The sequence below is a fragment of the Streptomyces sp. NPDC043896 genome, assembly GCF_056435605.1.
The window spans coordinates 322189-341158 of record NZ_JBWKEE010000002.1; the positions used below are offsets into that span (position 1 = coordinate 322189).

Here is an 18970-nt window from a genome sequence, read left to right on the forward strand (position 1 = left end):
CGGCGGCGAGCGGCGGTCGGGGGCAGCGGGTCAGCTAGCGCCTGAGGATCCTGCGCGAGACCCGGTCGCCCAGGAACTGGGCCGACTGCACGAGGGCGATCAGGACCAGTACGGTCACCACCATCACGGACGTGTCGAACCGCAGGTACCCGTACGTCATGGCCAGGTTGCCCACCCCGCCGCCGCCGACCGTGCCCGCGACGGCGGAGAAGTCGATCAGCGCGACGAGCATGAAGGTCAGACCGAGGACCAGCGGCCCGAGCGCCTCGGGCACCAGCACGGTGAGCAGGACCCGCAGAGGGCCGGCGCCCATCGAACGGGCCGCCTCCACGACGCCCGGCTCCACGGCCAGCAGGTTGGACTCGACGATCCGGGCGATCCCGAAGGTGGCCACCACCGTCATCGGGAAGATCGCGGCGTCCGTGCCGATCATGGTGCCCACCACCGCCCGGGTGACCGGCGCGAGGGCCACGATCGCGATGATGAACGGGATCGGCCGGATGACGTTGATGAACGTGCCCAGCACGGCGTGCACGACCCGGTTCGGCAGGACGCCGCCCTTGCGCGTGGCGTAGAGGGCGAGCCCGACGGCGAGGCCGAGGACGCTGGAGAGCGCGAGGGTGATCAGCACCATGTAGACGGTCTCGCCGGTCGCGTCGAGGACCTTGGGCCAGAAGGTGCTCCAGTCGGCCTTCACCGTGCCCCCGCCTTCAGCCGGCCGGGCAGGGCGAGTCCTGCCGCGACGGCCTCCACCGCCGCCGGATCGCCCCGCAGTTCCAGGGTCACGCTGCCCAGCGGGCGGCCGCGCACCTCGCCGACACCGCCGTGCACGAAGGCGAAGTCGACGCCGTGCTCCCGCAGCAGCGGCGAGAGGCCGTCCATGACCGGGACCCCGTCGACGACCGGTACCGTCACGAGGCGCCCCGGGTGGCGGGCCCGCAGCCGTTCCAGGAGCGCTCCGTCCGGTTCGCTGTGCAGCGCGGAACGCACGAAGGCGGCGGTGGTGGGGTGGGCCGGGCGCGCGAAGACCTCGTACACCTCGCCGCTCTCCACCACGCGGCCGTCCTCCATGACGGCGACCCGGTCGCACAGGGTGCGGACGACCTCCATCTCGTGGGTGATCAGCACGATGGTGACGCCCAGTTCGCGGTTGACCCGCCGGAGCAGGGCCAGGACCTCCCCGGTGGTCCGTGGGTCGAGGGCGGACGTGGCCTCGTCGCACAGCAGCACCTTGGGGCGGGTGGCGAGGGCGCGGGCGATGCCGACGCGCTGGCGCTGGCCGCCGGAGAGCTGCTCCGGATAGCGCTTGCCGTGGCCGGCGAGTCCGACGAACTCCAGCGTCTCCTCGGCGCGGGCCCGGGCGGCGGCGCGGTCCAGGCCGGCCAGGCGCAGCGGGTAGAGGACGTTGCCGAGGACGGTGCGCGAGCGGAAGAGGTTGAACTGCTGGAAGATCATGCCGATCTCGCGGCGTACGGGCCGCAGCGCGCGCTCGCCGAGCGCGGCCAGGTCCTGGCCGTCCACCAGGACGCTGCCCGAGGTGGGCTCCTCCAGGCCGTTGACGAGGCGCAGCAGCGTGGACTTGCCCGCCCCGCTGTGGCCGACGACCCCGAAGACGGTGCCCGCCTCCACGGTCAGGCTGACGTCGTCCACGGCGACGGCCCCGCCGGGGAACTCCTTGCGCACCGAGCGGAATTCGACGGCGGCCCGGCCGCCCGTCGCGGCGGTCACCGTGCCAGCTGCTTCGTGATGCGGGCCAGCTCGGCCCGGAGTTCGGGGCCGGGCAGGTCGACGTGGTGGGCGGTGCCGTTGCTGGTGCGGCGGACCTCGTCCTGGACGGCCTTGGACGCGTACAGCCTGACGATCTTCGCGTAGTCGGGGTCGTCCTGGTGGTCCGCGCGGGCGGCGATCACGTTGAGGTACGGCACGGCCTGGGGGCCGGCCGGGTCGTCCTTGAACAGGGCGGTCCCGGCGTCGATGCCCGCGAGTTCGGCGACCCCGTCGTTGATGACGGCGGCGTCCGCGTCCTTCAGGGTGCGCGGGGTCTGCTGGGCGTTCACCGGGGTGAGCTTGATGTGCTTGGGGTTGGCGGTGATGTCGTCGGGGGTGGCGAAGAGCCCGGCGTCCTTCTTCAGCTCGATGACCTTGGCCTGTTCCAGGACGCGCAGTCCGCGGCCCTGGTTGGCGGGGTCGTTGGGCAGGGTGACGGTGGCTCCGTCGGGGAGGTCGGCGAGCTGCTTGTGCTTGCCGGAGTACAGGCCGAGCGGCACCACGGTGGTCGCGGCGATGGGGGCGATGTCGGTCTTGTTCTCGGTGTTGGACTGGGCGAGGAAGACCAGGTGCTGGAAGGCGTTGAGCTCGATGTCACCGGCGCCGAGGGCCTTGTTGGGCAGTGAGTAGTCGTCGAAGACCACGGTCTCGACGGTGAGGCCCTCCTTCTTGGCCTCCTTCGCGAGGACGTCCCACTCGGGGGAGTCGCCCGAGACGCCCACCCGGATGCGCTTGCCCTCCGGGCCCCCGAACGCGCAGCCGGAGACGAGCAGCGCGAGGGCGGTGGCGGTCGTGGTGAGGGCGAGCGCGGTGCGGCGGCGGCGCGATGGTGCAGCAGACATCGTGGGATCCAGAGGTAGAAAGAACGCGTCAAGCGAGGTACCTCTGAACAGTAGGCATGGATCCCGCTTCTATCTTGTTATGAAAGATCGTATTCACGATCCTGCAACGAATGAAAGGTTCAAGGGGTGGGTGGGTAGTGCTCGCCGAGTACCGCACCGAAGAGGGTCGACACGTCGCGGGCGCTCAGCCCCTGCTCGCGCGCCTCGCGCATCCACTCCCCGAGTCCCGTGCGCAGCGGGGACTCGGGCGCCGTCTGCGGAGTGGCCAGCGAACGGGTGATGAAGGTGCCGGAGCCCTGGCGCACCTCGACCAGGCCGGAGCGTTCCAGCTCGCGGTAGGCCTTGAGCGTGGTGTTCGGATTGACCTTCGTGGTCGCGGCGACCTGCGCCGCCGTGGGCAGCTTGTCGCCCTCGGCCAGCGCCCCCATCCGCAGGGCCTGCTCCACCTGCTGCACGATCTGGAGGTAGGTGGGCAGGCCGCTTCGGCGTTCGATGCGAAACACGACCACGGTGCCCGCCTCCTTGCTGCTTCTCGGTCCTTCAGGGTCCCGGGCTTCCGGGCCGGGTGCCGGGCTTCCCGGCTTCCGGCTCCCGGCTTCCGGGTTCCCGGGCCGGGTTTCCCGGGCTTCCGGGGTGACGTTCCAGCCTAGGCCGTCCGCGGGGGTGGTCCGGCTCAGAGCACCGAGTGCCGGGTCCACCGCAGGAAGGCGCCCACCAGGAGCGCGGTCAGCCCCAGGAACATCCCGGCGGCGGTCCACTGCATGCCCGCCATCTGGTCGGGGCCGAAGTACTCCCAGACCGAGTTGACGATGCCGAGCGAGGCCCGGCAGCCCTCCGGCGAGCTGTCGTGCACGCAGGTGCCCCAGCCGTAGAGCTTGCCGGAGGCGGTCCCGATCCACTGGTCCACCTGCACCACGTGGTCGAGCGCGGCCGGCTGGGCGCCGTTCAGCGGATAGGCGAGCGTCCTGGGAGTGGCGAGCCGCTCCCTGAGGAGCCCCGCCGCGAGGAGGACGGCGTACGAGGCGAGGAACGTCGCCACCATGGCCGGCAGCGACCGGCGGGCCAGCGCGCCGATCGTGATGCCGAGCGCGGTGCAGAACAGGGCCGAGGCCACCAGCACCGGGCCCGTGGCCCCGAACACCGGGCCGTTGAGCCAGTCCCGGGGGGCGAGCGAGCCGACGGAGTCCAGCCACCAGGAGTAGAGAAGGCTCAGCACCGCCGTCGGCACCGCCGCCAGTGCCAGGGCGAAGCACAGCTTCCACAGCAGCCAGCGGCCGCGCGGGACGGACTGGGTGGTGATCAGCCGGGCCGTCCCGTGCTCCCGGTCGGCGGAGATCAGCGGGGCGCCGAGCAGGACGCCGAACAGCACGGGGAGGAAGGCGAGCGTGCTGCCGAAGGAGTCCAGGTCGTCGGTGGTCCGGTCGTAGACGGCCCGGTCGATGGTGTGGGGGGAGGTGACCGGCCACCCGGTGGCGTGCAGGGCGTCCAGCATCGCGGCGCGCTGGTACACGATCCAGGCCGCCCCGACGACCGTCAGGGCGGCGCAGGTGATCACCGCGGTGCGGTGCTGGCGCGCCAGGAGCCAGGCGAACCCGCGCAGCCGGCGCGGCCGGTCGGGTGCGGTGCCGGGGCGGGCGGCGTCCGCGGCCGGTGCGCTCATGCCGGGCACTCCTCTCGGTGCAGTGGGGCGGCGGTGGGGGAGAGCAGCGCGGGGGCCCCGGGTGAGCGGAGGTAGCCGAGCAGCACCTCCTCCATGCTCGGCTCCGCCTGCTGCCAGGCCTCGTCCAGCGGGCCCTGGCGCCGCACCAGTGCGGTGAAGTGGCGGCCGGAGGTCCGTACCTCGATGACGGTGTGGTCGTTCAGGGAGGAGGGCAGCTGCCCGGCCTCCGTGCTCACACCGCTGACCAGGGTGTGCATCGGGACCAGCTCGTCGGCCTCGCCGGCCATGCGGACCCGGCCGTCGGCGAGTACGAGTACGTAGTCGCACATCGGCTCGATCTCGCTCAGCAGGTGGGAGGACATCAGGACGGTGGTCCCGTGCTCGGCCGCCTCGGACAGCAGCAGCGCCCCCATCTCGTCCCGGGCCACCGGGTCCAGATCGGCCATCGGCTCGTCGAGCAGCAGCAGGTCGGGGCGCTTGCCGAAGGCCAGCGCGAAGGCCACGCGGGTGCGCTGGCCGCCCGACAGGTCCCCGACGCGGGCGTCCGGCGGGACCATGCCCGCGCGGACGATCCGTTCGGCCACCGCCTGGTCCCAGGCCGGGTTGAGCTCCTGGCCCATCCGCAGGGTCTGCGCCACCGTGAACCGCTTGAACAGCGGCTTGTCCTGCGCGAGATAGGCCCACAGCGGCATGGAGGCGCGGGAGCCCGCGGGGGTGCCGAAGATCCTCAGATCCCCGGCCGAGGGCTGCGCGAGGCCGGCCGCCAGGCTCAGCAGGGTGCTCTTGCCCGCCCCGTTGGGCCCCACCAGGGCGGTGACACGGCCGGCGGGTATCCGGAAGGAGCAGTCCCGCAGCGCCCAGCCCCGCCGGTACTTCTTGCCCAGCCCGCGCGCCTCCAGGGCCCAGCGGCCGTAGGCCGCGCCGGAAGTGGTCGTGCTTCGCACAGCCTCCCCCCTTTCAGTGAATCCACTACATGAGTAACGGAATCATGGGGTGAGGGTACGGCCCTGTCAAACGGCGGCCGCCACGATCAGGAGGAAACCGGGCCGGGAGCCGCGGGCACCGACACCTGGTGCAGGCGCAGGGCGAGCTGGAGCTCCAGACAGCGGTCCGGGGACTGCCAGTCGGGGCCGAGGAGGCGGCCGATGCGGTCCAGGCGCTGCACCACCGTGTTCACGTGGACGTGCAGGGCCTCCTTCGCCCGCGCCTGGCTCATGCCCGTCGCGAAGTAGATCCGCAGCGTCCCCACGAGGTCGCTGCCGCGCCGGGCGTCGTAGTCCAGCACCGGCCCGAGCACGGTCCGTACGAAGCCCGACAGGTCCGCCCGGTCGCCCAGCAGCACCCCGAGGAACCCGAGGTCCGCCAGCGTGCTCCCGTCCCCGACCCGCCCCAGCGCCCGCAGCGTCGACAGACAGCGCAGCGCTTCCGCGTGCGCGGCGTGCAGCCCGCCCGGGCCGTCGCCGGTCCGCGCGGCACCCACCGTGACGGGCGCGCCCACGCTCCGCCCCAGGGCCGCGGCGAGCCGGGCCGCGTCGGTGCCGGCCGCCTCCGACGGGGCCAGCAGCACGGCGTGGTCGTGGTGCACCCCCGCCAGCCCCGCGCGCTCGCGGGCCTGTTGCGCGGCGGCCGTGAGCAGGCGCGTCCGGGGCGCGGCGTCGCTGTGCAGCACGAAGAGGGCGTGCGGGCGCGCCAGGTCCACGCCCAGCCGGCGGGCCCGCCCGGCCAGGCTCCCCGGATCGGCGGACGGGCTCAGCAGGTCCCCGAGCAGCTCCCCGCGGATCCGGTCCTCGGTCTGCGCCACCGAACGGCCGAGGAGCAGCAGCAGCGCCGTGACCGTCGCCGCACGCTCGAACAGCCGCCGCCCCGCCTCGTCCAGGCCCGGGCGGCCGGTCAGCGTGATGCTGCCCAGGAGTTCGGGACCCGCCAGCACGGCGCACACCCAGGTGCCGCCCGCCGCGACCGCCCTGCCGCAGGCCCGGGAGGCGGCCACGGCCCCGGCCGGCGGCGGGCACGGCCCGGCCTGGGCGCGGGCCAGCTCCGCCCCGTCGGCGTCGTGGACCAGGGTCCCGCCCACCAGCAGCGCCCCGATCGCGGCCGCCACCTCGGCGACGTCGCCGCCGCGCAGGACCAGGCCGGTGAGCCGGTCGTGCGCCTCCTCCGCCCGGCGCAGCGCGTCGCTGTTCTCCTGGATGGTCCGGGACGCGGCGCCCAGTTCGGCCAGGGCCCGCCGCGTCTCCTCCAGCAGCCGGGCCCCGTCGATGGCGATCGCGGCGTGGTCGGCGAGCGAGGACAGCAGCGCCACCTCCCGCGGGCTGAACTCACGCGGACTGCGGTCGGCGGCGAAGAGCACCCCGATCACCGCCGGCCCCAGCCGCAGCGGGACGCCCAGGATGGCGTGCAGGTCCTCCTCGCCGACGGCGCTGTCGATCGGGCCGGTGTGCTGGAAGCGCGGGTCGTGCTGGTAGTCGCCCGTGGCGTACGGGCGGGCCGTCTGCGCGACGAGCCCGCCCAGCCCCTCGCCCATGCCCAGGCGCAGTTGCTGGAACGCCGCCGACACCGAGCCGTCCGTCACCCGCATGAAGGTGTCGCCCGCCGCCTCGTCGTTCAGCGACAGGTACGTGACGTCCGTGTGCAGCAGCTGCTTCGCCCGGTGCGTGATCGCGCGCAGCACCGAGTCCAGGTCGCGTAGCGCGGCGAGGTCCCCGGCGGTGTCGAACAGCGCGGTCAGCTCCGCCTCGCGGGTGCGGTGCCGGCCCAGCGTCCGGTGCACCTCCAGCGCCACCGCCGTCGCCTCGTCGAGGGCGGCCAGCTCCGCGGCCGGGGCGCCGGCGGCGCGCGCGGCCGCCGAGGGCCGCGCGAACTCCTCCGCCGGCGCCCCCTGGGCCAGCAGGCCCAGCAGCTCCCGTATGCCTTCCGTCACGGTGGTCACGCCGGTGAGCATACGGGCGCCCGACCCGTCAGCCCTTGACGGGGACGGCCGGTGCCTGCCGGGCGGGTCCGTCGAGGCTGCGGCCGCGCGTCTCGCGGGCGGCGAGCGCGGTCACCGCGGTGATCAGGGCCGCCGCGCACAGGTAGACCGAGACCGGCACGGAGGACCCGTACTCCTTGAGCAGCTCCACGGCGATGACCGGGGCCAGCGCACCGCCGAAGATGGAAGCCACCTGGGACCCCATGGAGGCTCCCGAGTAGCGGACGCGGGTGTCGAACATCTCCGAGATGAAAGCCGCCTGGGGCCCGTACATCGCACCGTGCAGCAGCAGGCCGGCGGTGACCGCGACGGCGATCACCGGGAAGGACCGGGAGTCCAGCAGGGCGAAGAAGACGAACGCCCAGCCCGCCATCCCGACCGCCCCCACCAGGGTCACCGCACGCCGCCCGATCCGGTCCGACAGCGCGCCCCACAGCGGGATCGTCACGAAGTGCACCGCCGAGCCGATCAGCACGGCGTTCAGCGCGTCGCCCTTGGGCAGGTGGAGGTGCACGGTCACGTAGACGAGCAGGAACGCCGTGAGCACGTAGTACGAGACGTTCTCCCCCAGCCGCACCCCGATCGCGGTCAGCACCCCGCGCCGGCCCGAACGCAGCACCTCCACCACCGGCGGCCGCTGCCGGGCCCCCGCCGCCTCCTCGGCCTCGGCCCGGGCCCGCGCCTCCAGGAACGCCGGCGACTCCGACACCGAGACCCGTATCCACAGCCCGACCACCACCAGCACCCCGGACAGCAGGAACGGCACCCGCCAGCCCCAGGCGAGGAACGCCTCGTCGGACTGGACGGCGGCCAGCAGGGCGAGCACCCCGGTGGCGAGCAGGTTCCCGCCGGGCGCACCGGCCTGCGGCCAGGACGCCCAGAACCCCCGGTTCCGGTCGTCCCCGTGCTCGGCGACGAGCAGCACCGCCCCGCCCCACTCACCGCCGAGCGCGAACCCCTGCACCAGCCGCAGCACGGTGAGCAGCACGGGCGCGGCCCCGCCTATGGCGGCGTGCGTCGGCAGCAGCCCGATGGCGAAGGTGGCCCCGCCCATCATCAGCAGGCTCACCACGAGCAGCCGCTTGCGCCCGATCCGGTCCCCGTAGTGCCCGAACACCACCCCGCCGAGCGGCCGGGCGGCGAAGCCGACGGCGTAGGTGAGGAAGGCGAGCAGGGTGCCGACGAGGGGATCGCTGGCGGGGAAGAAGAGCGTGTTGAACACCAGCGCGGCGGCGGAGCCGTAGAGGAAGAAGTCGTACCACTCGATGGTGGTCCCGACGAGACTGGCGGCGACGATCCTGCGTATGCCGGACGGGCTCGTTCTGCTCGCTGCGGGGGAGACCATGTGCACCACTTCCAGGGTGTCTGCGGGGACGTCGGGTGTGGCCACAACGTAGAAGTCCCCAGGTCAGCGGCATATGTGGCAGACCATCACAATCGCAGGCCGACTTGTGTGCCGCACCACCACACGGCCGCCGCCGGCTCACTCCCGCCCCCGGAGGAAGCCCCTCCGCACAGTGTCGGATTTGCCTGCTTCACGGCTGGCACTCCGCACGAAGCCGTCGCGGACTTCCTCATCGCCGTCGAAGCACGCACCGACCCGGCCCTCAACCACGACGGACCCGAGGCTGTCCCCGACGCGCTGACCGCGCTCGGCCGCGCCCGCGACGTGGACCGCCCCGAGACCACCGCGTGGGACCTTGATCGGGGGTTACACCGAACGATCCAAGTTCCACTCAGGACGAAGGCGACCTGGAACGCGCGTGGCCAGTTCTTGCCAGTGAGCAGGAACAGGTCGGTTCCCGGGACTGCGGCGATGCCGTTGAGTTGGCCGGTCCTACGTCGTTCAGACGGAGAGAGCAGTCCAGAGGCGTCGATGTGTGCGGTGACGACGCCAGTGCGTACGTCGATGCGCTTGATCGTGTCCGTCGGGTAGACGGTGGCGTAGAGCGCGCCATCAGGTGTGCATTCCAGTTCGTTGAGCCGTGTCACGGGTCGCCCGTCCTGGCGCACGCTGATGCGGCCCGTCACGTTGAAGGTCTTCGGGTCTCGGAACGTGATCCGGTCTGTGCCGTCGCTCATGACGAGTTGTTCCCGTCCGGCCACGCGTTGGTGACAGAGGCCCCAGCCTTCGCCCTGGTAGGTGACCCGGCGGTGCTCTCTCAGGGTCCGGGGGTCGCGCTCGATGGCAATGCCGTTCCGCCAGGTGAGCTGCCAGAGCTTGCCGCCAGACACCGTGATGCCCTCGCCGAACAGCGGTGCGGACAGTTCGGCGCGGGCCGTGGGAGGCCGGCCGGGTGGCCCCGCGCGCACGGAGGAGCGCCCGACCAGGCCGGTGCTTTCATAGAGGGTGGCCCCGTAGAACTCCAGGCCCTGGGTGGAGGCCTGGGGATCGTGAGCCAGGACGCCTCGCACCTCGATCCGCAGCAGCGGGATCTTGCTTCTGTGCGTGCTGCGCCCCAGCACTCCCGGGGATACGACGTGGAGTGCGGACGTTGGCCCCCGAGTACCGTCACCGCCCGCTGCGAGGGTGCCGAGGCAGAGCGCTCCGGCGAGCAGCGCCGCTACGGCTGGCCCGAGACGCTCGTGCACGGGGCGTTCCCTCCGGGTCGGTCACAGCTCCCTGGGCGCCGTCCGGGGGCGGCGAGTCCCGGGAGGGCGTTTCCTGCAACTGGGCATGATGGCCGGGCCACCACCGGCGTCGGGGTGGGGCCCGGATCGGCGTGCGGGGGTCAGCCGGCGGTGTTGGCGAAGGACTGGGCGGTGGTGTTGCCGGCACCGGGGCTGTTGATGTTGTTGCTGGTGCTGATGTTGTTGAACATCGTGAAGGTGCCGTTCAGGTCGATCGGCAGGAGCGAACCTCCGCCGTTCCCACCGTTGCAGGTACCGCCGGTGACGGTGGTCGGGTCGTCGTCCGAGGCTGTGGCGCTGCCGCCGCCGGAGACGCTCGCCGTGTTGGTGAACGTGCACGCGGCGCTGGTGGTCACGCTGACGGACACGGTGAGTGCGGGGTAGCTGCCCCCGGCCGCCAGAGCATCGTCGCGCGTACAGGTCACGGTCTGCCCTGCGATGTCACAGGTCCAGCCGGTGCCGGACGCGTTCGTGGGGGTGACGCCGGCCGGCAGGGTGTCGGCCACGGTGACGGTGCCCGTGGTCGGTCCGGCACCGGCGGCGTTCGACACGCGGAGCGTATAGCTGCCGGTCCCGCCCTGGGCGAAATTGCCGGAGTGGGACTTGTCGATGGCCAAGCTCGCGGGGTTCGCCGGGGGGCACGTTCCGCCGGTGACGATGGTGGGGTCGTCGGCCGTGTCCATCACGGATTCGAAGCTGCCGACAGTGGCCGTGTTGGTGAGGGAGCAGGGTGCGTCTTCGTTGACGGTGACGTTGAGGATGAAGGTGTGAGTCGACTCGGCAAGCAGAGGACCATTGGTGTCGCACCGGAATCCTTCTGGCTCGGGGTCGGGGTTGATGGCGCAGGACCAGCCGGCGGGGGTGAAGACAGCGACTGCGGTGAGCCCGGCCGGCAGGCTGTCGGTCACGAGGACGGGGCCGTTGTAGGCTTCGGTGCCGCTGTTGGTCACGGTGATGGTGTACTGGGCGCCCCCACCCTGGGTGAAGTTTCCTTCGTGGCTCTTGGTGATCTCCAGTACCGGCCCCTGCGCATGCGCGGGGGTCATGCCCATGGCGAACGGCAGCACCGTGCTCAGTCCCAGGACGGTGATGAGGGAGGCCGAAGGCCACTTCAACTTCAACCCTCGAGTACGCACGGTCTTCTCCTGTCTGTGGAAATCCTCCGGGCTGCTCCGGCCAGGAGCGTTGAACCGAACACGGCATGGATCCGGAATGCCCACCGGAGAACGTTGCGCCTCCGGGCTGGATACGCCCTGCACGAATACGTCACCTCATTGCCGCAGCGGAACCACGGCGACGTCACGCTGGGCGCCCCGCGCCCGGTTCGGCACCGAGCGCGGGGGCGGGAGTGCAACCCCGGCGGCTGCGGCGTGGGAACGCATGGTTCCGTCGAAGTCCCGCCTCGGAGACCGGCGTCCCTGCTGAAGCCTGGTGACGAGTGCCTCGCGCGCCATCGTGCCCACGCCGGCGGGGCGCAGGTCCGTGCTCGCCGCAGACCTGATGCCGCTGACTCGGCGATGGACCCCGGAAGGCTTGAGCGGTCTCGACCCATCGCTCTACCAGGACCCCGAGACGGTCGGCCCCCCGATCACCCGGTTCAACCCCCGCCACCTCGGAGCGGTCCGCTCGGGCGCCAAGACCAGGACCACCCGTTTCCGTGACCCGGCCCGGCCCGGCTGGTGTTCGAGAGCGACCCGGGAGTCGTCCTGCCGGCAGACGTGACCGACGTCAGGCACTGCCGGGTCAGCGACCTCACCCACCAGGACGCCCAGGCCGAGGGCTGACGACCCGCGGCCGAACTCCGGGAAGCCCTCAAGGGCATTATCCGGATCTGGCGGGAACCGACGAGGTCGACGTGATCACCTGCCGGATCAACGACGGGACAGGCGCCGGACGATCCTCTGCTCGCGGCGGTCAGCGGGCCGAAGTGATCACGCGTCCCGCGGCGCCGACGGCTCCCCAGGCGCTGCCGAGCATCACGAGCCCTCCGATGACGAACGCCACGTTCGCGCCGGTCGAGTTGCTGGACTTCTGCTCGTCCAGGCTCTTGCTTCCCGTCTCGTGGCCGCCTGAGTAGCTGACGCAGGTGTCGCCCGCCTTCATCGTCTCGCCGCCGCAGTCGGAAGGCGAACTGTGGATCTGGAATCCGACGAAGACGATCGCCGCGCCGATGGCCAGGAAGACGAGACTGGCCAGGAGGTCCTGCGCGGGGGTGTTCTGTCCTCGGCTCATGAATTTTCCTCGATGTCGTCAGGAGCTGGGCCCCGCACCGGCGGAGGGACCGGGGGCCGGTGGGGGGAAGGGGGATCGCTCCGATGCTGGCGCCCCGTACCGCCCGGCCGACAGGCCAACCGACCGGCCATCTGTGACCGGTTTGCGAAACGGCCGGGCGGCGACCGTGTCAGCCCAGGTCAGCCCCCGTCGGGCTCTCCCGGCGGCGGTGTGCCGCCGGGAGGGGGAGCGAACGTGGCCGGTGCGAGGTGCCGGTGCCGGCCCCGGTACGTGTGTGCGAGGTGGTGCTGGAGCCGGACGTGGCGGAACTGGTAGACGGCGCCGGTCTGGCGCAGCACCCCGCGGTAATAGGCGTCGTCCAGGAACGCGCCGGGGTCCCGGGGGAGCCGGCCGGCCATGGGCAGCCAGACCCGTGCCAGGACGATCCATCGGCCCCAGGCCGTGAAGGTGAGCACGTAGGAGGCCGCGCCGCCGAGGCCGCCGACCGCGCCGATGAACAGGCTGTCCTCCAGACCCCAGTGCAGTGGTCCCATCACCGTCCGGAGGAGATCGACGACGAGGTATCCGCCGAAGGCGACGAACAGGGTCAGGGCCGGAGCCAGGATGAGGAACTGACCGCAGGCCGTCGTACGGTTCGCGGACAGCAGGCTGACCGGGGTGGCCGCCGCGGTGACGTCCACGGGGGCTTCGAGCACCGACATGAGCCCGAGAACGACACCGGCGGCCGAGCCGAAGATCAGCCCGAGGACCACCATGTTGATCAAGGTGCCCTGCACCACGTGCGGATCGAAGAGGGGTGTCCCCGAGACCAGCGCGCGTTCGACGGTGAGGCCGTAGGCGCATCCGACGCCCATGACCGTGCCGCCGGTCAGGCCTTGCCCGAACCGGACGGAGAAGGTGCGCAGGGGCCGTCGGCCGAGCCCGTCGCGGGCGGCGCGCAGGGTCAGCCGGACACGGGCGGGTTCCAGGCCGCCGCCGGCTCTGCCCGTCATGGCGTGGATGGCTCCGAACCCGAGGCCGACGGCCGCCCCCATGAGCCCTCCCTGAAGGAGGACCTCCCCGAGGGACAGGGCGGTGAGCAGCAGGCCGAGCAGCCAGTGGGCCAGGGCGATGCTCATGGCGGCGGCTAGGGCGAGGACGGTGGTCCGCTGCCGCCGCGACATCGAATCGCCGAGCTGCCACCAGGCGAGGTCGTGGCGTTCACGGTCGAGACGCACCAGGTGGTGGGCGAGATGGCCGAGCCAGCCTTCTGCCCGGGCCGGATCCGTGTGCGGCGAACCGGCGGCCCGCCGACCCGCTGGGCCCCTCTCCGGGGCGCGGCGTCTGTAGACGGCTGGGACGAACCCGGCCAGCAGGTGCTCCTCCAGGCTCTGCGCCGAGGGGAACCGGTCGGTGTCGAGCAGCTCGGCCGGATCCCGGCCGGGCGTCTCGCTGTAGAGGGTGCGGGCGAGGATGACCATGAGCGGGGTGGTGAGCACCGTGGCGAGGTGTGCGGGCGCCTGGCTCCCGCGCGTACGCAGTCGTGTGAGCACCGCGTCCCAGGAAGTGCGGGCCGGTGCTGTGATGTGGGCATCGCTCCCGTCGGAGGGCAGGGCACGGGTGGTGCGGGGAAGATAGTCGGCGAGATCCTGCGGCGTGAGGTCGGTGAGCTCGATGGCCCCGGCCCACACCAGCGGCGCGTGCGCGGCTCGGACGGCCTCGGCGTACTCCTCGCTCCGGCTGGTGAGGACGAGCGGCAGGGAGGTCGTGTTGAGGGCGTCCAAGGCGTCCCGCCGCAGGCCTTCGGCGATCTCGTCGAACCCGTCCAGGACCGGCAGGATCAGGTCGTTGTCGACCAGCGCGGCTGCCAGGCACGCCCCGCCGGCGGTGCGGCGGGCCAGATGCGGGTGGTCGCGCAGCAGCCGCGCGATCAGCCAGTCCCGCAGGGCGGTGGTGGAGGGGTCCCACGAGCCGACGCTGAAGATGACCGGAACACGGCCGTGAGGGGCCTGGGCGTTCAGGAGGTCGAGCGCGAGCCTGATCGTGAGGACGGATTTCCCCGAGCCGGCCCGGCCCAGGATCACCAGCCGTCCTGAGGGGATCCTGAGATAGACCTCGCCCATGCTTCGCAGGTCGCCCCCGAGATCCAGCGCACGGGCGGTCTCACCCGGTCCGAGGCGCTGGATGTTCTCCGCGCGATCGGTCAGGTCGGCCGGCGCGGGCTGCCACCGCACGGGCAGCGGGAACGGGTCGTGGACGCGGCGTTGGGCCTCCTCATGACGCCAGCGGCGCCGGACCTCCGTCGCCAGCTCCCGCGCCGCTTCGGCGTACGCGTCGGGGACGGGCGGCCGCTCGGCGGTACGTGCCCCCTGGCCGGGGCCGTCGGCACCGGTTTCCGGGAGGGCGGCGCCGGGATCCCGGCCGGGGGTGGGGAAACGTTCCGGTACCGGGTCGGGCCGGCGTTGCCTACCGGTGCCCGCCCGGGCGGAGGGTGAGCGGGGCGAACGGGTGAGGGCGGCCGCGATACGCAGGCGGTGCGCCTCGTCCAGACCGAGCGCGTCCGCGAGCAGATTCACCGTTCCGGTCCGGTGGTTCGGGGAGCTGCCGCTCTCCAGGCGGCGGATGGTGCGCACGCTGACCCCGGAGCGATCGGCCACCTGCTCCTGTGTCAGGTTCGCTCCCTCGCGCAGCTCACGAAGCAAGGTGCCGAGGTCCTCCGCCATCCCGCATCCCCCCTGAGCGACCAGTACGACCGGCCGTCGCAGCCTACCGGTGGCCGCCGGCCACCCATGGCCGGTCAGCCGACCTGTGCCGGCCCCGACCCCGGCCGGAGGCGGCGAGCTGCGGGCGGGCGTCGCCCTGCGCGCAGTGGCTCGGACGGGGCAGGGCCGGCTTTCAGCGGCCCTAGGGGGCGCAGGCACTCCTCCTACGAGGCGTGCTGGGCGCGGTGATGGGGCCGCTGATCCGGTTGAACCGGGCCGCATCCAGACGGGGCTCGGGCTGCTCGCGGCCGGCGGGGCGGCGCAGCCATACCCCGCCGCGGGTGCCGGCCACGATCCAGTCGCGGAGTTGATGCCGGTCTCCAGGTCTGCACGCCCTCGCGGTGGCCGGTCGAGACCTCCTTGACGGCAGCGCCCTGGTGGAAGGCGGCGGTTGTCCCTGCCTGTGTGACGGCGCCCCGGAACCCGAAGAGGCTCGGGGCTTCTACTTCGATCGCCCCGGCGAACCCAGGCGCTACCCATGACCGCCGGGCTGCGCACTGCGCCGTCGGATCTTGGCCGCCGAGTTCGTATCAGTCGACACGCACGGCGCCAAGTGCGGGCACCACTCCTGTGAGTGAGAGAGGCCAGGGTAGAAGTCCCCAGGTCAGCGGCATATGTGGCAGTCCATCACCATCACAGGCCTACTTGTGTGCCGCATCACCACACGACCGCCGCCGGCTCACTCCCGCCCCCGGAGGAAGCCCCTCCGCACAGTGTCGGATTCGGCGTCATGAGGGTGTGGGGAAGCGCAGGCGGGTGGCGGGCGAGGGCGCGGGCAGCCCGACGGGGGTGCCGCCGTCGTGGTCGGACGCGACGTCGGCGAGTGGCCGGGTGCGCTCGGCCGCACGGGACATCCACTGGCCGATTCCGGACAGGGGCTCCGTCGTGGTCGTACCGGAGGGCGCGGCGCTGATCCACGTCGTCAGGGTGAAGCGGTGATCGGCGAACTTTCCGGAAGGGCACACCGACGGCACGACCTCGTGGAAGGCGCTCGCCGGGAAGACGACGAGGGTGTCGTGCTCGGGCTCGATCGTGCGGTAGGACTCGGCCGGCGCCGCCTCGCCGTCGCGCAGCAGCGTGTCGTACAGCCTGAGCTGGCCGCCGTCGAAGCCGCGGGGCTTGCGGTGGAGGTAGTAGACGGCGGAGAGGGCGGTGCTGACGTCCCGGACCCGTGAGGCGTCGGTGTGGATGCCGTAGTGGCTCCCCTCGCCGTGCGCCGTGAGGACCGTCAAGGACTGTGTGAGCGTGGCCCGATGGGCGAGGATCTCCTGGGTGAGCGGCAGGCAGTCGGCGAGGTGTGCGCTGAACACGGAACTGGTCACGGGCAGGACGAGGGATTCGCGGCCTTTGCGGGAGGTCTGTCCCGTGAAGGGGTCCATGACGGTCCCCGCCTTGAAGTCGGCCTCTCGGGATATCGCGTACGCCAGGAGGGCGTCGGCGCGCTCCGTGCCGAGGAAGCTCTCGAAGCGGCAGATCGGTGCGGGTATCACGGGGATCGGCGACCACTGATCGGAGGGAGGCAGGGCCTCGGCGTTGATTTCCGTCGGCGTGTGCGGTTCGGTCGTGTGTCCGCTCATGGCCGGAACCGTACGCGGACTCCCGACTTCACCGAAGGGGCGGTTGAGGGGCGCATGGGGTGCATGTCAGGACGCGTCTCGGCTTCGCCGCCGGCCGGAGCGGGGCGCGGAGTGCGACCGGGCGCTGATGGGGCCCGTCCGGCCCGTGGTTCTCAACTCACGTGCGTACAAGCGGGTTTCCCGCGACGTGGTGCAATCTCGCCCGTCGGTTGGGATGGCCCGGCTCCGATGCGGAGGCGGCCCGCAGCGTCCCTCCCACACACCCGTGGCGGCCACTTGACACTGCCCATGCGCTGGGGCGACGGTTAGGTCTGCCTAACCTCAGCGGGTTGGCGGTGTGTGCGTTCCGTGCCGCGGACAACGGCCTTTGGGCACAACGGAGGGACCAGCATGGCGGGACGCCGAGAGGGCAGCGGCCAGACAGTCCAGGACCTGGTCGGCATAGGCTTCGGCCCGTCCAATCTCGCTCTGGCCATCGCGGTCGCCGACCAGAACCGGCGAGACGGTCAGCGCGCGCTGCGGGCCCGGTTCGTCGAGCAGCAGGAGCGCTTCGGATGGCACCGGGGCATGCTGCTCGAGGGGGCCACGATGCAGGTCTCCTTCCTCAAGGACCTCGTCACCATGCGAGATCCCTCCAGCCGGTTCTCGTTCCTGATGTACCTTCAGGAACGCGCCAGGCTCGCCGACTTCATCAACCAGAAGACGTTCTTCCCCACCCGGCTCGAGTTCCACGACTATTTCGAGTGGTGCGCCGCCGAGTTCACCGACAGCGTCGACTACGGCCACCGCGTCACCCAGGTCCGACCCGTCCGCACCGCCGGCGGGCGTGTCGAAGCCGTGGACGTGCTCTCCGAAGACGTTCTCGGGGGCACGCCGCCAGAGGCCGTGCGTACGCTCAACATCGCGGTGGGCACCGGCCTCACCCCGCGGCTGCCCGATGGCGTGGAAGCCGGAGACCACGTGTGGCACACGCGCGACTTCCTCTTCCGGGCTCCAGGGGTCAAGGACCCGCGGCATCAGCGGTTCGCCGTCGTCGGCGCGGGACAGTCCGCCGCGGAGGTCGTGGACCACCTGCACCGGACCTTCCCCGACGCCGAGGTCAACGCGGTCTTCACTCGGTACGGCTACAGCCCGGCGGACGACAGCCCCTTCGCGAACCGGATCTTCGACCCGTCGGCGGTCGACGACTTCTTCACGGCGCCGGACGAGGTGAAGAAGGACCTCTACTGCTATCACCGCAACACCAACTACTCGGTCGTCGACGGCGACCTCATCGAGCAGCTCTACCGCGCCCACTACCAGGAGCGGGTCGCCGGGCGCGAGCGCCTGCGCATCCTCAACACCACCGAACTCGTCGGTGTCGCCCCCTTGGACGACGGCGTCCGTGTCGTGGTCCGCTCGCTGACGAACGGAGAACAGCAGGTCCTCGACTGCGATGCCGTGGTCATGGCGACCGGCTACCGGCCCGTCGACCCGCGGGGGCTGCTCGGTGAACTCGCCGCCGACTGCCTCACCGACGAGGAAGGCCGGCTCCGGGTCGACCGCGACCACCGGGTGCTCATGGCCGACCACGTCGACGTCGGTGTATACCTCCAGGGTGGCACGGAGCATACGCACGGCATCACCTCATCCCTGCTGTCGACCCTCGCCGTCCGCTCGGGCGAGATCTGCGACTCCCTGCTGCTCCGCCGCACGGCGCAGGCGCTGAGGGCCGATCAGGGGCGTGAGACCGACCCCGTCCGGGGCTGACGAAGGACAGAGGACAGAGGACAGGGGACGGTGGGGTGTGCGACAGCCCCCACCGTCCCCTGGGGTACACGCGATGACGAGCAATCAGGGGAACGCGGTGTCCGAAGCGGAGGAGACCACTGGCGCGGCGGAGGCCGTCGCGTCGGCCGCCCGGGTGGTCGCATGGTTGGGTGCGCGCGAGGAGGTGGAGAGGCGACTGAGCGAGCCGCTGGGTGCCCTCTCCAGCCAGCGCGATGAGACGGTGTCCCGGATGGCGGCCGTGCTGGAGGCCACGACCCGCGGCCTGGGCCCCGAGGCGGCGGCCGTCTGGGCCGGAGTTCCCGTACGGATGCTGCGGAGCTGGGTGGAGAAGGACGCCGCCTTCGCCGCCGCCCTGAACGCGGCGACTGCCCTGGCCCGGGCCCACGGGGCCAAACCGCGGGACCGGATCACACCGGCGATGATCAGGGTCGCGCTCACGGCGATCAGCAGGGGCGACACCTGGCCGGCCGCAGCCGAGCTGGCCGGTATCCCGGTCCGGCGGTTCCGCAGGCTCTGGCAGACGTCGGCGGTCATGGCCGCTCTGGTGCACGCCGCGCAGCAAGCCCGTCCCAGCAGGACCAGACAGTACGCCGTTGCTGCCGCGGTCCGTCGCAGGCGTCCGGGCTCCCGGCCGGCCGCGGTGGAACAACCGAGCTACCGGCTCGTACGGCGAGACGCCCCGATCATCGCGGACCCCTCCCCGGAACCCGGTACGGAGTGACCGGGCGACGGCTTCCGGAACGGCGCTGCCGCCCACACCCCAGGGTGTGGGCGGCAGCGCC

At 72.1% G+C, this 18970-nt stretch carries 15 protein-coding genes; 2 read left to right on the forward strand and 13 right to left on the reverse strand.

Annotated features, from left to right (window positions below):
* Window positions 1-34: 34 nt before the first annotated feature.
* The 13 genes from AC069X_RS04200 to AC069X_RS04260 form a co-directional block, all read right to left on the reverse strand.
* A complete protein-coding gene (locus tag AC069X_RS04200) occupies window positions 35-697 on the reverse strand; it encodes a methionine ABC transporter permease (protein ID WP_478724868.1) in 663 nt (220 codons plus the stop codon).
* A complete protein-coding gene (locus tag AC069X_RS04205; protein ID WP_478724870.1) occupies window positions 694-1728 on the reverse strand; it encodes a methionine ABC transporter ATP-binding protein in 1035 nt (344 codons plus the stop codon). The genes AC069X_RS04200 and AC069X_RS04205 overlap by 4 nt, the downstream gene beginning before the upstream one ends.
* Window positions 1725-2609, reverse strand: coding sequence for a MetQ/NlpA family ABC transporter substrate-binding protein (locus AC069X_RS04210; RefSeq protein WP_478724871.1), 885 nt, complete (start codon window positions 2607-2609; stop codon window positions 1725-1727). The genes AC069X_RS04205 and AC069X_RS04210 overlap by 4 nt, the downstream gene beginning before the upstream one ends.
* A gap of 119 nt (window positions 2610-2728) precedes the next feature.
* Entirely contained in the window at window positions 2729-3118 is a 390-nt protein-coding gene (locus AC069X_RS04215; protein WP_478724873.1) for a GntR family transcriptional regulator, read from the reverse strand.
* Window positions 3119-3282: 164 nt separating this feature from the next.
* On the reverse strand, window positions 3283-4269 hold the full coding sequence (locus AC069X_RS04220; RefSeq protein ID WP_478724875.1) for an ABC transporter permease: 987 nt from the start codon (window positions 4267-4269) through the stop codon (window positions 3283-3285).
* On the reverse strand, window positions 4266-5213 hold the full coding sequence (locus AC069X_RS04225) for an ABC transporter ATP-binding protein (RefSeq protein WP_478724877.1): 948 nt from the start codon (window positions 5211-5213) through the stop codon (window positions 4266-4268). The genes AC069X_RS04220 and AC069X_RS04225 overlap by 4 nt, the downstream gene beginning before the upstream one ends.
* 86 nt (window positions 5214-5299) lie before the next feature.
* Window positions 5300-7210: a helix-turn-helix domain-containing protein gene (locus tag AC069X_RS04230; protein ID WP_478724879.1), complete on the reverse strand. Its 1911-nt coding sequence runs from the start codon at window positions 7208-7210 to the stop codon at window positions 5300-5302.
* A 16-nt stretch (window positions 7211-7226) separates the two neighbouring features.
* Window positions 7227-8582, reverse strand: coding sequence for an MFS transporter (locus AC069X_RS04235; protein WP_478725117.1), 1356 nt, complete (start codon window positions 8580-8582; stop codon window positions 7227-7229).
* 86 nt (window positions 8583-8668) lie between these two features.
* Entirely contained in the window at window positions 8669-9829 is a 1161-nt protein-coding gene (locus tag AC069X_RS04240; RefSeq protein ID WP_478724881.1) for a glutaminyl-peptide cyclotransferase, read from the reverse strand.
* A gap of 140 nt (window positions 9830-9969) precedes the next feature.
* Window positions 9970-11127: a hypothetical protein gene (locus tag AC069X_RS04245; RefSeq protein ID WP_478724883.1), complete on the reverse strand. Its 1158-nt coding sequence runs from the start codon at window positions 11125-11127 to the stop codon at window positions 9970-9972.
* A 655-nt stretch (window positions 11128-11782) separates the two neighbouring features.
* Entirely contained in the window at window positions 11783-12100 is a 318-nt protein-coding gene (locus AC069X_RS04250) for a hypothetical protein (protein WP_478724885.1), read from the reverse strand.
* Between the two features lie 179 nt (window positions 12101-12279).
* A complete protein-coding gene (locus tag AC069X_RS04255) occupies window positions 12280-14802 on the reverse strand; it encodes a helix-turn-helix domain-containing protein (protein WP_478724886.1) in 2523 nt (840 codons plus the stop codon).
* A gap of 767 nt (window positions 14803-15569) precedes the next feature.
* Complete coding sequence (locus AC069X_RS04260; RefSeq protein WP_478724888.1) at window positions 15570-16418, reverse strand: 2OG-Fe(II) oxygenase; 849 nt, start codon at window positions 16416-16418, stop codon at window positions 15570-15572.
* 390 nt (window positions 16419-16808) lie between these two features.
* Here AC069X_RS04260 and AC069X_RS04265 point away from each other — a divergent pair, with 390 nt between their 5' ends.
* Window positions 16809-18167 (forward strand): lysine N(6)-hydroxylase/L-ornithine N(5)-oxygenase family protein, encoded by a 1359-nt coding sequence (locus tag AC069X_RS04265; RefSeq protein ID WP_478724890.1) that lies wholly within the window; start codon window positions 16809-16811, stop codon window positions 18165-18167.
* Between the two features lie 73 nt (window positions 18168-18240).
* Entirely contained in the window at window positions 18241-18909 is a 669-nt protein-coding gene (locus tag AC069X_RS04270) for a hypothetical protein (protein ID WP_478724892.1), read from the forward strand.
* The last annotated feature ends 61 nt before the right edge of the window (window positions 18910-18970 follow it).

Bases quoted from the DNA above. Each gene is read 5' to 3' on its own strand.
- AC069X_RS04265 (WP_478724890.1), top strand. From the start codon at position 16,809: ATGGCGGGACGCCGAGAGGGCAGCGGCCAGACAGTCCAGGACCTGGTC.
- AC069X_RS04250 (WP_478724885.1), bottom strand. From the start codon at position 12,100: ATGAGCCGAGGACAGAACACCCCCGCGCAGGACCTCCTGGCCAGTCTC.
- AC069X_RS04230 (WP_478724879.1), bottom strand. From the start codon at position 7,210: ATGCTCACCGGCGTGACCACCGTGACGGAAGGCATACGGGAGCTGCTG.
- AC069X_RS04255 (WP_478724886.1), bottom strand. From the start codon at position 14,802: ATGGCGGAGGACCTCGGCACCTTGCTTCGTGAGCTGCGCGAGGGAGCG.
- AC069X_RS04270 (WP_478724892.1), top strand. From the start codon at position 18,241: ATGACGAGCAATCAGGGGAACGCGGTGTCCGAAGCGGAGGAGACCACT.
- AC069X_RS04235 (WP_478725117.1), bottom strand. From the start codon at position 8,582: ATGGTCTCCCCCGCAGCGAGCAGAACGAGCCCGTCCGGCATACGCAGG.
- AC069X_RS04220 (WP_478724875.1), bottom strand. From the start codon at position 4,269: ATGAGCGCACCGGCCGCGGACGCCGCCCGCCCCGGCACCGCACCCGAC.
- AC069X_RS04210 (WP_478724871.1), bottom strand. From the start codon at position 2,609: ATGTCTGCTGCACCATCGCGCCGCCGCCGCACCGCGCTCGCCCTCACC.
- AC069X_RS04260 (WP_478724888.1), bottom strand. From the start codon at position 16,418: ATGAGCGGACACACGACCGAACCGCACACGCCGACGGAAATCAACGCC.